Origin of the sequence: Campylobacter sp. MIT 97-5078 (assembly GCF_006864455.1) — a bacterium.
Taxonomy (GTDB): Bacteria; Campylobacterota; Campylobacteria; order Campylobacterales; family Campylobacteraceae; genus Campylobacter_D.
On the sequence record NZ_QHLK01000005.1, the window covers coordinates 115,971 to 130,549 of the forward strand.

The following is a 14,579-nucleotide window of genomic DNA, read 5'->3' on the forward strand; positions in this document are numbered from 1 at the left end:
TTTAACATAAGCTTTGTTACAAAGACTTTAAGATAAAACTTTAAAAAATTCTTTTGCTTTTAATGTGTAAAATCAGCAAAATTTTGCCTTAAAGCCTCATAAGCGATAATGCCAGCACTTGTAGCTAAATTTAAGCTTCTGCCATAGTTTTTCATGGGTATGGTGATCATATTTTTTGCATTTATTTGCATAAGTTCTTTTGGTAAGCCAAAGCTTTCACTGCCAAAAAACAAAAAATCACCCTCTTTAAAACAAGCTTCAAAATAAGACTTTTTACTTTTTGTTGTAGCGAAGAAAAATCTTTCTTTATGAGCTAAATTTGCCTTTAAAAAATCCTCTAAACTCTCCCAGATAATAGGTTCAAGCTTTCCCCAATAATCAAGCCCAGCCCTTTTTAAAGCCTTTTCATCAAGGCTAAATACACAAGGTTTGATGATATGTAAATGAAAGCCTGCATTAAAGCACATTCTGCCTATACTGCCGGTATTTTGAGGAATTCTTGGATTGACAAGCACGATATGAAACATAATAAAGCCTTTTTAAAAGCTTATAGTATAGCAAATTTTGTTTATTTTTGTATGAGATTTGCTAGGGCACAAATTCTATTAAAACTTTTTTAAATTCTGCTATAATGAGGGCTATTTTTAAATTTCATAAATATTTAAGGAAAAATTGATGAGTGATATACACAAAATTTTTGCTTTTTTAGAACAAAATTCCATACAAATTCTTAGCACAAGTATTGAAAACAAACCCATTTCTCGTCCTATAGGTAGTGCAAGCTTGATTGAGAATAGAATTTATTTTTGTATGAACAAGGACAAGGCTATGTATGAAGAGTTTTTAGTCAATCCTAATGTATGTATTTGTGTGTGCGGGGTGGATTTTTCTTGGATTAGGGTGTTTGGCGAAGTGAAATTTGATGAAGATAAGGCTATAAAGGCTGAGTTTATAAAGTGTAAAAAGACAAGATTTGAAAGTGTTGATGAGCCAAATTTTAAGGTATTTTATCTTGAAAATGCGAAAGCTGATTTGAGTATAAAAGGTGTTAAAACAAGGCTTAAGGCTTGATAAACAAACCTCTTTTTTAGTTTATAAAACAGCTAGAGTTTTGTTTAGATTATCTTGTTTGATGCCTTTCCATACAAGGAAAAGATCAACGATTACCCACACCCATACAATAATTAAAAACACAATCCCTACATAAAATATTACCGTTGCATAGCCAAGTATCAACAAAGCAAGCTTTGCTATACCAAGTCCTATGTCGCCTTTATAAAAGCGATCCACGCCAAAACCACCAAACAAAATCCCAAGCACAAGCCCAATGATTACATTTTTCAAAGGAAGCACCACTAAGGTGTTTAACTTATCCTCACTTGCTGCTTTGAGCTTATCTTGCACGATAGCAAGACTAGAATCTGGAATTTTATCTTTGATTGATAAAAGCACCGCATTTGCGTCCATTTTTTCTCCTTAAAGTAAAGTAAAAGTTTAATTTTAGCTTATCAAGCTTTTATATTTGCTTAAAATTTCAATGTGAGAGTTTATTTTCATTAGCATTTGCGACTTTATAGATAGAACATGCCATAAAAGCTAAAGCTAAAAAGCTTAATAAAAAATATTTTTCATAATAACCATTCTCTAAATTTAAAAAAGATAAATCTTATATTTTTTTTAACTTAAAGCTGCGTTAATTAAAAACAAAAATCAAAATTTATTTTAATATAAATTTTAAAAAAAGCAAAAAGAGGAAGTCTTAAAAAATATATTTTAAGTTTTATGCTATAAACAAAGAATATATCTAAAAAACAAAAAGTAATTACAAATCAAAATACATATTTCAGCATTAAATTTCCACCATAATAATTCAAACCTGATTGATAAATTATTGGCAAATAAAGGTTGAGTTATCAAGCTCAAGATGTCCTATAACTTCACTTAAAATATAGTGTATATAGGCTTTGATTCTATACTAAGCTCACCTTCTTCTTTAAAGTTATCTTGGTGTATAAGATAATGTTCCAAACTGGCAAAAGGCTTTATTGATAATTGCTCGCTAAATCTATATCTTAAAGTAAAGCCATCATTAAGTTTTTGAGTGTTGAATTTAGACTTTGTGTGTTTAAATTCTGTGTGCTTGAGCCTCTTACATAAGAAATTTGTCTTCGGATAAGGTAGTTTTCATCAAAGCTACTTAAGTTCAAGTTAAAACCACCCAAATAGCCCTTTGTATCATCAAGCTCTTAAAACCCGCCAAAAGCATTTGCATAAAAGTCTTTACCGCTGTAATCAAGCCCACTTAGCAAGCTTTCATTCTAATACAAAAGCGTTACGCTTGACTTTGTTTGAGCTTAAAAAACTATAGTTTTGTTTGTATGGATAAAAATTCTATCCTCAAGAACTAAATTTAAAGCCTTTGCAAGCACATCTTTTTCTATATTTGCTCCAGCTTCTTTCATCTCTTGCCAGCTATGTTGATGGCTTACTGGCAAAACAGCTTGAGTGATGATAGGTCCTTCATCAAGGTTGTTATTGACAAAATGAGCGGTTGCACCGATGATCTTTACTCCTCGCTCATAAGCTTGTTTATAAGGATTTGCACCGATAAATGCAGGCAAAAATGAATGATGAATGTTAATGATCTTGCCTTCATAATGAGCCACAAACTCAGCACTTAAAATTCTCATATATTTAGCTAAAACTATATAATCAAAATCGTATTGCTTTAAACACTCAAGCACCTTTTTTTCATGTTCTTGCCTACTTAAATCCTCGCTTTTTATGCTGTGATAAGGCAAATTGAATTTCTCTACAAGTTCTTGCAAGGTATCATGATTTGAGATCACAGCCTTAATATCAGCAAACAAAGCAGCACTATAATGACGGATTAGCAAATCCCCCAGACAATGGGCTTCTTTTGTGGCTAAAATGATGATATTTTTCTTTCTTTTTTCGCTCAGTTTAATGCTTGCATTTTGAGGAAGAGTTTGTTTTAAGGCGTTTAAAAGTGCATTTTCATCAAGCTCACCTTCTAAACTTGCCCTAAAAAAGAAACGCCCCTCACCTACAAATTCATCGTTTTTAATGATGTTGATATGGTGTTTAAAAATGATTTCAGAGATTTTATAAATCAAACCCTTTTCATCGTGCGTTGCAATTTTGAGTATATAATTTTTCATTTTTTTCCTTATTTTGAAGATAATTTTTGATTTGTTCTTGTCTTAAAAGCTCAATTTTATTGCCAAGTTCTTTGCCCTTAAAGCCTTGTTTTTCAAGTTCTTTTGCATTGATTTTGCATTTAAAAGCTTGATGATAAACATTGAGTTTTTTTGCTCTTTGTATGCGTGTTTTATCCCAAAGTCCAAGCCACTGACAAAGTGGCATTTGGCACGCCATATAAAGTAATTCAAAGTCTTTTACTTCATCTTGAAAAAAGCCTTGTTTTGTCTTTTGCAAAAGTTCTTTCTTGAGCTTTGTTTTTTCAAAAAAAGCCTTTTTATCGATACAAAAAAGATTAAGATATACATATAAAAACAAAGCTTCATCAGCGATAAACTCTCTTGCTTTGCGTAGAATTTGTTTAAAAAGTGGCAATTTTTCATTCTTGCTTGTATCATGCAAAAGGAGCTTTTGTTCTAAATTTAGGCTCTGTAAAGCTTCAAAACCAAAGACTAAATCACTCGCTTTAAAGAATTTATATAGCTCAGCATTGATCCTTTCAAGGCTAAGATCGCTTATATCCATACTTTGCATAAGTTCTAGGCTTTTTGGTTCGATGCTAAGCTTAAATTTTGCGATAAAATGCACTGCTCTAGGCACTCTTAAACTATCCTCCACAAAGCTTTTTGCATCAACACAACGCAAAATTTTTCGCTCTAAATCTTCTTTTCCCTGATAAAAGTCTAAAAACTCTTCCGTAAAGATATTAATCATCATCGAATTGATAGTAAAATCCCTACGTCTAGCAGCTACTTTTTCATCGTTGCAAATATGGATTTTAAAGCCCTTATGGCCGTAAGCGATCTTATTTTCTGTGCGTGCTAAAGCAAGATCAAAATTCTTATATTTATACACAAAAAAACTTTTTCCAACTCCGCTTGCACCAAGCTTTATGCAAAGCTCATCAAAAAGCTCTGGACTTATATCATAAAATTCTATATCAAAGTCATTAAGCTCAAATCCTACGAGCATATCCCTCACGCTTCCGCCCACAAGATACGCTCTTTTAGTGTAAGGCTTGAAATATTCTTTGATAAAATCTAAATTTGTTTTATTTTTTAAGCTTATCTTCGATATTTGCAAGCAAAAACTCTAAGAAATTTATGGTTAAATCAAGCCTTGAACGTAAATCTTTTTCATCGCTGCTGCTTAAACCCTCAAAAAGCACTAACACGCGTTCTCTTATATTTTTTAAAAACATTTCTTCATTAAAAGAAAGCCCAGCATACTCTTCTTGCTTATCTTTTGCAATGATCTCAAGCACTTCATCTTTTGTATTTTTTTTCTCTATAAGTTCAAGAATTTCTTTTTCATAAGCATTAAGATCGATTACATCGCTTTCATCTACTTGTCTTTCAGGTTCTTTGTTATCAGTAAGACTTGGCTCATCTTGTGGGATTTGTTCTTGTTTTTGCGAGCTTTCTATAGTCTCTTTTTGACTGATTTGTGTGCTTACTTCGTCTATAGCTTTTTTAGCTAAATCTTGCAAATTCATATCTTTATCAACCACCTTTTAAATTCATTAATCTCTTCTTCACTTTTCATTCTCAAGAAAAAATCCAACATTTGCGTATTTAAATCCGGATGCTTTGATCGCAAGCCACTTAAGCGACGAATTGCATCAATAGCATTTTGGTTATTTGGATCATTTTTAAGTATATTTTTATAAATTTCTAAAGCTTCATTTTTAAGCCCCTGAGCTTCATAAATAGACGCTTCTGTTATAGTGTTCTTAATCATCATCGCTCACTTTTTTCAAAAAATGCAGACAAATTATAGCGTAAAGGAAGTTAAGTATTGTTTAAATTTAAGATAAAATTAAAATTTTATGCTACACTTTTAGATGAGAATTTAAAAATATAAGGAAAATTTATGCAAGAAGTTTTAGGACATTTTACACAAATCAGCCAAATTCCGCATTGTAGCTTTGATACTATAAAACTCAAGCAATTTTTAGAACAATTTGCAAGAGAAGCTGGTTTTAAGGTAACAAGTGATAAGGCTGGCAATATCCATTGCATTAAAGGCGAGCCAAAAATTTGTCTGCAAGCTCATTATGATATGGTTTGTATGGGTGTGGCTCCAAAGATAGAACTTTTTGAGGAAGATGGCTTTTTAAAGGCTAAAAACTCAAGTCTTGGAGCAGACAATGGCATAGGCTTGGCGATGATTTTAGCAGCTATGCGTGAGTTTAAAAATTTAGAATGCCTTCTAACAAATGATGAAGAAGTAGGGCTTTTGGGGGCAAATGCTTTTGAGGGTAAGCTTTGCACGAACAAGCTTTTAAATTTAGATCATGAGATTGACGATGAGGTAGTTATTGGCTGTGCTGGAGGTGTGGATATACAAGCTATTTTGCCCTTTACTAGGGAAAAAATGAGAGGAAAACTCTATGAGCTTGAAGCTGTAGGCTTTAAAGGCGGACATTCTGGTATGGATATAATCAATAATGTCAAAAGCTCGATCAAAGAACTTGCAGCCTTTATCTTTAAAAATGAGGGTGTGATAGTAGAATTTGAAGGTGGAGAGAGGATAAACTCTATACCAAAACACGCTAAAGCCTTAGTTTGTTTTAAAAATGAACCTTCGCAAAGCGAGCATATTAAGTGTAAATTTATAAGTGAAGCTGAGTTTTTAGCTTGTGCACAAAGTCAAAACTTGCTTTATACCATAAATGCTTTTTCTCAAGGCGTAAGAGCATTTGATAAGCATTTAAACATAGTGCAAACAAGCATTAATCTTTCTTTGCTTAAAATGAAAGAAAATACTATACAAATCGAGCTTTTTGCAAGATCAAATAAGCTTGAGGGACTAAGAAACTTAGAGTTTGAAACCAAAACTTTTTTTGAAAGCTTTGGGTTTAAAATTAGTTCGTCAAATTTTTATGCTCCTTGGGAAGGTGAGGAAAACGATTTTACTGAAGCTGTGCTTGAAGAGCTTAAGAAGGAATTTAAAACAGCTCAAATTTTAGCCGTGCATGCTGGGCTTGAATGTGGGGTGCTTGAGAAAAAACAAGCTTTAAAGTGTGCTTCTATAGGACCAAATATCTTTAATCCTCATTCTGTGGATGAACGCCTTGATCTTGCCTCTACAGCTAAAATTTACAAAGTTGTGCAAGCTTTGTGTGCTCGTTTTCAGTGAAAAACACTCAATGAAAGAAAATTCTATTTTCAAAAAAGGTAAATTTGGAATTTGAAGCTTTAAAAAAGTGTTTTTTCCATAACAATGATTTTAAAATTTGCTATAATAAAAAAACTTTAACAACACAAGGATATATAATGAAAGATAAGATTAATACTTCTTTTTTAGGACATCCAAAACCGCTTTTTTCTCTTTCTACGACTGAGCTTTGGGAGAGATTTTCATTTTATGGAATCCGTCCTTTGCTCGTGCTTTTTATGGCTGCTACACTTTTTGAGGGTGGGCTTGGTATAGATAGAAGCGAGGCAGCAGCGATTGTGGGTATATTTGGAGGTTGCTTGTATCTTGCAACCTTACCAGGTGGCTGGCTAGCAGATAATCTTTTTGGGCAAAAGAAAGCTGTATTTTACGGAGCAGTTATCATCGCTTTTGGACATCTATTCATTGCCTTGTCCTTTTTTTGGCATGCTTCATTTTTCTTAGGGCTTGCTTTTATCGTCGCTGGCATAGGGCTTTTTAAGACTTGTTCTTCTGTGATGGTGGGTATGCTTTATACCAAAGAGGACGCAAGAAGGGATTCTGGTTTTACTATCTTTTATATGGGGATAAATATCGGTGGATTTATGGCTCCTTTAATTTGCGGGGCTGCACAACAAAATTTTGGCTATCATCTTGGTTTTGGTATAGGTGGACTTGGTATGCTTGTGGCTTTGATTATATTTTATTTTAAAACTATTCCGGACTTTTATGAATTTCAAAAATTACACCCTATAAATACCGAATGGGACAAGAGCACAGGTACAAATTCACGCCTTGCTAAAGGCTTTATTATCGCTGTAGTATCGATTTTTGCTTTACTTTTTATCTTGTGTGTGAATGGTTTTTTAAGTATCAATTCAGTAAGCCTTTCTAAAAATATGATATTTATCATTTTAGTTTGCACACTAGTGTATTTTGCGTATCTTTTCATCTTTTTAAAGCTTGATAAACGCGAAAAGAAGAATCTTATCGTTTTAATTGTGCTTTTCATAGCAGCCGTGTTTTTTTGGGGTGCGTTTGAACAACAACCAACCTCTTTTAATCTTTTTGCACAAGATTTTACAGACAGGATTATCTTTGGTTATGAAATTCCAGCTACTTGGTCTCAAGCTTTAAATCCCCTTTTTATCATTATCTTTGCTCCTTTGATGAGTGCGTTTTGGATATTTTTAGCCAAAAAAGGCTTTGAGTTAAGTTCTATTACTAAATTTGCACTAGGCGTTATCGGCACTGGACTTGGCTTTGGCGTGATGATCTTTGCGTCCAAGCTTGTTTTGGCAAATGGGGGACAAAGTGTATCTATGCTTTGGATTGTTATTAGTATTTGGTTTTTGACTATGGGCGAGCTTTGCCTTAGTCCAGTAGGGCTTTCTATAATGTCAAAAATCGCTCCTAAAATCATACAAAATCAAATTATGGGCTTGTGGTTTGTAACTTCAGCACTTGGAAATATAGTCGCTGGACTTATAGGCGGGGGCGTAAGAGCCGATGAGATAGAAAATTTACCAACGCTATTTTTCCAATGCACTTTAGCCCTTTTTATCATTGCCTTAGTGCTTTTCATTGTGAAAAAACCGATTTATGCTATGCTTAAAAAGGAAGAAAAATGAATATTTACGCCTCCCGAATCAAAGCCTTGCAAACAAGTATGAAAAAAGAAAAAATTTCAGCTTTTGTGGTGCTTAGTAGTGATATACATTTTAATGAATACCTGCCGGCTTGCTCTAAACAGCGAGCTTTTTTCAGTGGTTTTACAGGTTCGGCTGGCACTTTAGTGGTGCTTGAAAATGAGGCTTTGCTTTTCGCTGATGGGCGGTATCATTTGCAAGCCTTAAAAGAACTTGAGGGAAGTGGCATAAGGCTTGAAAAGCTCAGCCTAACAAATTCTTATATAAGTTATCTAAGCAAGCATTTAAAAGAATCCTGCGTAGCTGTGGATTCAAAAAGCTTGAGTGTAAGTGCTTGCAAGGAGCTTAAAAAAAGTTTAAAAGCTCAAAAAAATAAGCTTGTTTTTAAGGACCTAAGCGAGCCTTTGTTTGTGCCAAAACCCCCTTTGCCCAGAAAAGAAATTTACGAGCAAAAAAAGGCTTTTATCAGTGCGAACAGGAGTGAAAAGCTAGCTAGCATAAGAGCTAAAATGAAAGAATTAAACGCTTCTTATCATCTCATCTCAAGCCTTGATGATATCGCTTATATCACGAATTTAAGAGGTAAAGACATAGAATGCAATCCCGTTTTTTTATCTTTTTTGTGTATAGGTAAAAAAGAAGCAGTTTTGTTTGCCTCTTTAAAAAGCATTGATATGAAGCTTAAAGCAAGGCTTTTAAAGGAAGGTTTTGAGCTTAAAGAGTATGAGGAGCTAACAAACACTATTAAAACACTTCCAAAAGCTCATATACTCATAGATCCACTTAAAACAAGCGTTTTCATAGCAAGAACTCTTAAAAAACAAGGCTTAAAGCTCATTAAAGCTACAAATCCTAGTACTTTGCTTAAAACTTACAAAAATAATAAAGAAATTCAAAATATTAAAAATGCTATGATTAGCGATGGAGTTGCTTTGTGTGAATTTTTTGCGTGGCTAGAAAAGGCTTTAAAGCAAAAACAAGAGCTTAGCGAACTTGATATTAATGATCAAATTACAGCCTTTAGAACTAAAAATCCTTTATTTATAAGCAATAGTTTTAGCGTCATTGCTGGCTTTAACGAAAATGGGGCTTTACCCCACTACAGAGCAACTAAAGAAAGTTTTAGCAAGATCAAAGATAATGGACTTTTACTCATTGATTCAGGCGCTCAATATGAAAACGGCACTACAGATATCACAAGAGTAGTGCCAATACATCGAATTTCAAGAGAGCAAAAGAAAGACTACACCCTAGTGTTAAAGGCATTGATCGCTATGAGTAGAGCTGTTTTTCCAAAAAATATCGCCTTGCCTTTGCTTGATAGTATAGCAAGATCGAATTTATGGCAAAATCATCTTGATTATATGCACGGCACCGGACATGGAGTGGGGTATTTTTTAAATGTGCATGAAGGACCAGCTGTGCTTTCAATGTATGCTCCTATAAACGCACATAATATAGCTTTAAAAGGCGTTTTTCACTCCATAGAACCAGGAATTTACAAAGCAAATAAACACGGCGTAAGGCTTGAGAACTTAGCTGTAATCAAAGAAGAGTATAAAAACGAATTTGGTGAGTTTATGAGCTATGAAACACTTACGCTTTGTCCTTTTGAAAAGACTTGCATAGAGCTTAAAATGCTTGATGAAAGTGAAAAAAAATGGCTAAATGACTATCATAAACTTGTATTTAAAAAACTTTCTCCAAAACTTAAAGGTAAAGCTCTAGCTTGGCTAAAAAGAAAAACAAAGACTTTATAAGCTTGCTCATAAAGGCGTATTTTACAGAAAAACTAAAAATTAAAGACACGGCTTTAATCAATCAAATATTTGGTGGAAATTTAAGTTCGTTTTTAGTATTTCTATCGCTGTTATAATCTCATCGTTCTTTTTGCAAACGCTTTTTAAGGCTAAAAATTTTACTTTTTTTTAATTAGCATTCTTAAACATAGCATAAGTTATACTTGGTTTCAAATCAAAATACCAATATCCTGAACTATACATAGTTATCCTTGAAAGCTTTCCGCTAAAGTCTTGGCTTTAAAATTTAATTCACTTATCTTCATAATTTTTCAAATACAATTTATTGCAAAAAGTATAAAAGAATTAATCATGTGTAATAAAGTTGCACTTTTGTAAATTTTAAGTCTTTTTTGTCTTAATAATACAATTTCTAAATTAAAGATTATATAATGTTTTCTATATTTCAAACTTAAAAATGAAAGGATTGTATTATGAAATTAAAACTTTTTTGCTTTCTTTTAGCTCTTGGTGCTTCATTGGTTTTAGCCAAAGAGCCAAATCGTCCAGAATGTATAGCCCCAGCTCAACCCGGAGGAGGTTTTGATTTAACCTGCAAACTTGCACAAATTGGTATGCTGGATGCTAAAATCATTTCAACCCCTATGAGAGTAAGTTTTATGCCTGGTGGAGTAGGTGTTGTAGCTTATAATACCATGATTAGCAATAGAGCTAAAGATGAAAATACCATCGTAGCCTTTTCAAGTGGAACTTTGTTAAATATTGCCACAGGCAAGCATGGAAAATATAATGAAAATGATGTGAGATGGTTAGCATCTGCAGGAGTGGATTATGGAATGATAGCTGTAAAAGCGGATTCTAGCTATAAAAATCTACAAGATCTAATCAGTGCTTTACAAAAAGATCCAAGCTCTATTAGTATAGGTGCGGGTGGCTCCATAGGAGGACAAGACTGGATGCAAACAGCAATGCTTGCAAAAGCTATCAATGTAGATGTAAAGAAAATCCGCTATGTGGCCTTTGAAGGAGGCGGAGATGCTTTAACTTCACTTTTAGGAAACCATATTAATGTAATCAGTGCAGGTATAGCTGAACTTGTGCCACAAATTGAAGCAGGAACTATTAGAGTTTTAGCAGTTTTTGCCCCAAATAGACTTCCTGATGCTCTAGCTAATATTCCAACCGCTAAAGAACTAGGTTATGATGTAGAATGGCCTACAGTAAGAGCTTATTATATGGGACCAAAGGTTTCAAATGAAGCTTATGATTGGTGGCTTAATGCCTTTGAAAAATTTCAAAAAACTCAAGCTTACAAAGATCAATTAGCCCAAAGAGGTTTATTTGAATTTAATAAAAATGGTAAAGAATTAGACGATTTTGTAAAAAAGCAAACTGAACAATACAGAATCATGGCTAAAGAATTTAACCTTATAAAGTAAATAATGTTAAGCTCAAGAATTTTTTCAGGAATACTATTTGTATTAGCTATTATAGGCATTTATATAGGATGGGGCATACACTCTGATTTTAACTACGAACCTTTAGGACCCCGTCCTTTTCCTATAGCAACCCTAGCTTTAATTGCTTTTTGTTCCATTTTACTTCTTTTTTTCGCTGAAGATACTAAGGTAGAATGGGGCAATTTAGCTCTTTGGAAAAAACTTATTATTTTAGCCATAGCACTTTTACTTTATGCTCTTTGTTTTGAATTTTTAGGTTTTATAATTTGCACAGCGTGTTTGATGTTTATCATGGCTTTACTTTTTAATGCAAACGTATTAAAAGCTCTTATTTTTTCTATAGTTAGTAGTTTTATTTTATATTATTTTTTCGACAATTTATTACAAATTACTCTACCATTTGGTTTTATATTTGATTATTTTAACTGAAAGGAAATGATGGATACTTGGATGTATTTAATGCATGGATTTAGCGTAGCTTTAGATCCGCAAAATATCATAATAGCTCTAATAGGTTGCTTTATAGGCACTATTGTAGGTATGCTTCCAGGACTTGGACCTATAAATGGAGTAGCCATCTTACTTCCTTTAGCCTTTGCAATGAAACTCCCTGCAGAATCAGCACTTATTTTACTTGCAACAGTTTATATGGGATGTGAATACGGAGGTAGAATTTCCTCTATACTTCTTGGCATACCAGGAGATGCAGCAGCTATCATGACAACACTAGATGGACATCCTTTAGCTAAAAAAGGGCAAGCAGGAAAAGCACTTAGCATCTCAGCTCTTAGTTCTTTTATAGGCTCTTTTATCGCTATTTGTGGCATTATACTTTTTGCTCCGCTTATTGCTAAACTATCATTAAAATTTGGACCTGCTGAATATTTTGCCCTTATTATCTTTGCTCTAGCTACTCTAGGAAGTATGCTCGCACAAAAACCTATAAGATCTTTACTTTCAGCATTAATAGGACTTTTCTTAACCACTATAGGTATAGATGGCAATACAGGAGTATATCGCTTTACTTTTGATAGTCCGCACTTATATGATGGAATTTCTTTCGTAGTTTTAGTTATGGGGCTTTTTTCAGTAAGTGAAATTTTTCTTATGCTAGAAAATACTCATACTAGCCAAAATATCATTGAAAAAACAGGAAAACTTTTGGTGAGTGTTAAAGAATTTTTATCTTGTTTTTGGACTATACTAAGATCTTCTTTTGTAGGATTTTTTGTAGGTGTTTTACCTGGTGCTGGAGCTACTATAGCTAGTGCCATTACCTATATGAGCGAGAAAAAAATCGCTGGAGATAAAGGGAAATTTGGCAAAGGAGATTTAAAAGGTGTAGCAGCTCCTGAAGCAGCTAACAATGCTTCAGCTTGCGGTTCTTTTATCCCTATGCTTACCCTTGGACTTCCAGGGTCTGGAACTACAGCTGTGATGATGGGAGCTTTAACACTTTATAATATCACTCCAGGTCCTACCATGTTTACAGATCAAGCCAATATAGTATGGGGGCTTATAGCTTCACTACTTTTTGCCAATGTAGTTTTGCTTTTAATGAATTTACCTTTGGTTGGAATTTTTGTAAAAATTTTAAGCATTCCTATGTGGAGCTTGGCTCCTGTTATAGCTATAGTCTCTGCTATAGGGGTTTATTCTATTAATAGCACAAGCTTTGATTTGATTTTAATCTTAATTATAGGCATACTAGGCTATATACTACGAAAACTTGAATTTCCTATGGCACCACTTATACTCGGCTTTGTACTTGGAGAACAATTAGAAGTTAATCTAAGAAGAGCTTTATCTATAAGCAATGGAGATTTTTCTATACTTTGGGGAGGATTTATCACTCAAGTGTTACTTATAGCGGCTGTATTGGTTATAGTCGTGCCACCCCTTATAAAAAAATTAAGAAAGCCTAAAAACTAGACTTTCTTGGCTACAAACATAGAGCTTACCCCGAAGCTAAAACCTTTAAAATCAAGCATTTGAAAATCTATATTTTCAAGCTTATTTATAAGTTCTTCCTTGCTTAAAAATCTTCTATAAAATTAGGCAAATACTCATATGTGCTTTTATTTTTACTGATTGTCTCCTATACTTGCTAAGATATTTTTAAGATAAAAATCTCTACAAGCTACGATAAAACCACTCTTTTTTCTTTTTGTAAATTCTAAAATCACTAAAACCCCATCTTTTCTAAGCACTCTAGCAATTTTTTAAAGCCTTTTGTCTTTCTACTATATTACGAATTCCATTATAATATCAGTGCTTTGATTTTCTAAAGGTCAATTTTGTGCGCCTGATTCTATAAATTCAATATTTGGAAATTTTTGTTTTGCTATATTTAACATACCCTCACTTGGATCTATACCTTATAATATTTGCAATAGATTTTTCTCATGCTCTCCTTGCTAAATCTCTATCATATCACCTGCACCACAAGCTACAACAACGATGTTTAAATCATCATTTTGATAAAACTTTAAAACTCTTTTGCAAGCAAATCTACGCCAACTTATATCTATACCAAAACTTAAAATTCTATTTTCTTAAAAAAAGAGGAGCTAGGAATTTTACAATTTGGCTTGGTATAGTTGTATCCACTCTTTTAGCTTTAATAGCTTGGACGATTACTGGAATGAAAACTGCATTAGATTATTAATTTGTGTCAATCAATACAAACTAAAAGGCTTAAATTCAAAATGCAAAGCCTTAGGGAGATTAAGAGTAAAAACTTTTAATTCTTTTTTAGGGGCTATGATTAAAGCATATCCTCCTTTATTGTCTTTATCCCATACACTAAAAAACTCTCTTTTAGAACTTATATATTCTCCGTGACTTGGATCAAGAACTTGCAAATAATTCCCCTTGTGATTAATAATTACAACAAAATGTGGGAAGCGTGGGTCATCCTCAATTTTAACTAAGATAGGGATATTGATAAGTTTATCTAAAAGCTCTGTATTGATTTGATAAGTTTGACTTTCATAATTTAGTTTTTTAACGACTTCTTTTAAATCTGCAAAACTTACCATATCTGTATAAAGTTCTTTTTGGTTCATCATCTTTAAAAGGTCTAATTCACTTAGTTTTTTATCATCGATGAGATTAATTAAGGTGCCTAAGGCTGAAGCTCCACAAGACTCTTCATAATTTTGTCTTATGACTTTTTGATTTTTAAGTTCTTGGTAGGATTTAACAATAAAATCTGCTTGTAATGCCAAAGGAAATAAGATAAAGATTATAAAACTTTTTAAAATTCCTTGCATTGAAATACCTTTTTGTGTGTTTTTTAGATTGTATCATAATAAAAGATTAAGATT

General features: G+C 33.0%; 15 protein-coding genes and 1 pseudogene. 7 read left to right on the forward strand and 9 right to left on the reverse strand.

Going from position 1 to position 14,579, the window contains the following annotated elements; translation table 11 throughout:
- Positions 1-59: 59 nt before the first annotated feature.
- Positions 60-527 (reverse strand): tRNA (cytidine(34)-2'-O)-methyltransferase, encoded by a 468-nt coding sequence (locus DMB91_RS04175; RefSeq protein WP_034902849.1) that lies wholly within the window; start codon positions 525-527, stop codon positions 60-62.
- A gap of 148 nt (positions 528-675) precedes the next feature.
- On the opposite strand from DMB91_RS04175, the gene DMB91_RS04180 reads away from it, so the two are divergent.
- Entirely contained in the window at positions 676-1,071 is a 396-nt protein-coding gene (locus DMB91_RS04180; protein ID WP_034902853.1) for a pyridoxamine 5'-phosphate oxidase family protein, read from the forward strand.
- Positions 1,072-1,092: 21 nt separating this feature from the next.
- Here DMB91_RS04180 and DMB91_RS04185 read toward each other — a convergent pair whose 3' ends face one another.
- From DMB91_RS04185 to DMB91_RS04205, 6 genes are all read right to left on the reverse strand, one after another.
- The gene (locus DMB91_RS04185; protein ID WP_034902856.1) at positions 1,093-1,467 is read right to left on the reverse strand and encodes an NINE protein; all 375 of its coding nucleotides are present in this window, start codon (positions 1,465-1,467) and stop codon (positions 1,093-1,095) included.
- Between the two features lie 605 nt (positions 1,468-2,072).
- Positions 2,073-2,222, reverse strand: coding sequence for a hypothetical protein (locus tag DMB91_RS08850; protein ID WP_185900258.1), 150 nt, complete (start codon positions 2,220-2,222; stop codon positions 2,073-2,075).
- Between the two features lie 132 nt (positions 2,223-2,354).
- Positions 2,355-3,182: a formyltetrahydrofolate deformylase gene (purU, locus tag DMB91_RS04190; protein ID WP_034902859.1), complete on the reverse strand. Its 828-nt coding sequence runs from the start codon at positions 3,180-3,182 to the stop codon at positions 2,355-2,357.
- Entirely contained in the window at positions 3,145-4,305 is a 1,161-nt protein-coding gene (locus DMB91_RS04195) for a CCA tRNA nucleotidyltransferase (protein ID WP_052043138.1), read from the reverse strand. Before DMB91_RS04195 ends, purU begins: the two co-directional genes overlap by 38 nt.
- Positions 4,274-4,717 carry a CiaD-like domain-containing protein gene (locus DMB91_RS04200; protein WP_034902862.1) on the reverse strand — a complete coding sequence of 148 codons (444 nt, stop codon included), beginning with the start codon at positions 4,715-4,717 and terminating at the stop codon, positions 4,274-4,276. The genes DMB91_RS04195 and DMB91_RS04200 overlap by 32 nt, the downstream gene beginning before the upstream one ends.
- Complete coding sequence (locus tag DMB91_RS04205; protein WP_137633336.1) at positions 4,714-4,962, reverse strand: hypothetical protein; 249 nt, start codon at positions 4,960-4,962, stop codon at positions 4,714-4,716. The genes DMB91_RS04200 and DMB91_RS04205 overlap by 4 nt, the downstream gene beginning before the upstream one ends.
- Positions 4,963-5,094: 132 nt before the next feature.
- Here DMB91_RS04205 and DMB91_RS04210 point away from each other — a divergent pair, with 132 nt between their 5' ends.
- From DMB91_RS04210 to DMB91_RS04240, 6 genes are all read left to right on the forward strand, one after another.
- Positions 5,095-6,363: a M20/M25/M40 family metallo-hydrolase gene (locus DMB91_RS04210; RefSeq protein WP_034902865.1), complete on the forward strand. Its 1,269-nt coding sequence runs from the start codon at positions 5,095-5,097 to the stop codon at positions 6,361-6,363.
- A gap of 137 nt (positions 6,364-6,500) precedes the next feature.
- Positions 6,501-8,012 (forward strand): peptide MFS transporter, encoded by a 1,512-nt coding sequence (locus tag DMB91_RS04215; RefSeq protein WP_143116825.1) that lies wholly within the window; start codon positions 6,501-6,503, stop codon positions 8,010-8,012.
- The gene (locus DMB91_RS04220; protein ID WP_034902537.1) at positions 8,009-9,790 is read left to right on the forward strand and encodes an aminopeptidase P family protein; all 1,782 of its coding nucleotides are present in this window, start codon (positions 8,009-8,011) and stop codon (positions 9,788-9,790) included. Before DMB91_RS04215 ends, DMB91_RS04220 begins: the two co-directional genes overlap by 4 nt.
- A 473-nt stretch (positions 9,791-10,263) precedes the next feature.
- Positions 10,264-11,229, forward strand: coding sequence for a Bug family tripartite tricarboxylate transporter substrate binding protein (locus tag DMB91_RS04230; RefSeq protein ID WP_034902540.1), 966 nt, complete (start codon positions 10,264-10,266; stop codon positions 11,227-11,229).
- A 3-nt stretch (positions 11,230-11,232) separates the two neighbouring features.
- Complete coding sequence (locus tag DMB91_RS04235; RefSeq protein ID WP_034902543.1) at positions 11,233-11,679, forward strand: tripartite tricarboxylate transporter TctB family protein; 447 nt, start codon at positions 11,233-11,235, stop codon at positions 11,677-11,679.
- A gap of 9 nt (positions 11,680-11,688) precedes the next feature.
- Positions 11,689-13,182 carry a tripartite tricarboxylate transporter permease gene (locus DMB91_RS04240; protein WP_034902546.1) on the forward strand — a complete coding sequence of 498 codons (1,494 nt, stop codon included), beginning with the start codon at positions 11,689-11,691 and terminating at the stop codon, positions 13,180-13,182.
- On the opposite strand, the pseudogene DMB91_RS04245 reads toward DMB91_RS04240, so the two are convergent.
- Together DMB91_RS04245 and DMB91_RS04250 are read right to left on the reverse strand one after the other, a co-directional pair.
- Positions 13,179-13,796: pseudogene (locus tag DMB91_RS04245) on the reverse strand (ubiquinone/menaquinone biosynthesis methyltransferase). The gene DMB91_RS04240 and the pseudogene DMB91_RS04245 sit on opposite strands and share 4 nt — an antisense overlap.
- Before the next feature lie 132 nt (positions 13,797-13,928).
- Complete coding sequence (locus DMB91_RS04250) at positions 13,929-14,525, reverse strand: C39 family peptidase (RefSeq protein WP_143116826.1); 597 nt, start codon at positions 14,523-14,525, stop codon at positions 13,929-13,931.
- Positions 14,526-14,579: the final 54 nt, after the last annotated feature.

Coding starts and splice junctions, on each gene's coding strand:
- DMB91_RS04220 (WP_034902537.1), top strand. CDS start 8,009: ATGAATATTTACGCCTCCCGAATCAAAGCCTTGCAAACAAGTATGAAA.
- purU (WP_034902859.1), bottom strand. CDS start 3,182: ATGAAAAATTATATACTCAAAATTGCAACGCACGATGAAAAGGGTTTG.
- DMB91_RS04250 (WP_143116826.1), bottom strand. CDS start 14,525: ATGCAAGGAATTTTAAAAAGTTTTATAATCTTTATCTTATTTCCTTTG.
- DMB91_RS04235 (WP_034902543.1), top strand. CDS start 11,233: ATGTTAAGCTCAAGAATTTTTTCAGGAATACTATTTGTATTAGCTATT.
- DMB91_RS04240 (WP_034902546.1), top strand. CDS start 11,689: ATGGATACTTGGATGTATTTAATGCATGGATTTAGCGTAGCTTTAGAT.
- DMB91_RS04205 (WP_137633336.1), bottom strand. CDS start 4,962: ATGATTAAGAACACTATAACAGAAGCGTCTATTTATGAAGCTCAGGGG.
- DMB91_RS04175 (WP_034902849.1), bottom strand. CDS start 527: ATGTTTCATATCGTGCTTGTCAATCCAAGAATTCCTCAAAATACCGGC.
- DMB91_RS04210 (WP_034902865.1), top strand. CDS start 5,095: ATGCAAGAAGTTTTAGGACATTTTACACAAATCAGCCAAATTCCGCAT.
- DMB91_RS04180 (WP_034902853.1), top strand. CDS start 676: ATGAGTGATATACACAAAATTTTTGCTTTTTTAGAACAAAATTCCATA.
- DMB91_RS04230 (WP_034902540.1), top strand. CDS start 10,264: ATGAAATTAAAACTTTTTTGCTTTCTTTTAGCTCTTGGTGCTTCATTG.
- DMB91_RS04215 (WP_143116825.1), top strand. CDS start 6,501: ATGAAAGATAAGATTAATACTTCTTTTTTAGGACATCCAAAACCGCTT.
- DMB91_RS04200 (WP_034902862.1), bottom strand. CDS start 4,717: ATGAATTTGCAAGATTTAGCTAAAAAAGCTATAGACGAAGTAAGCACA.
- DMB91_RS04185 (WP_034902856.1), bottom strand. CDS start 1,467: ATGGACGCAAATGCGGTGCTTTTATCAATCAAAGATAAAATTCCAGAT.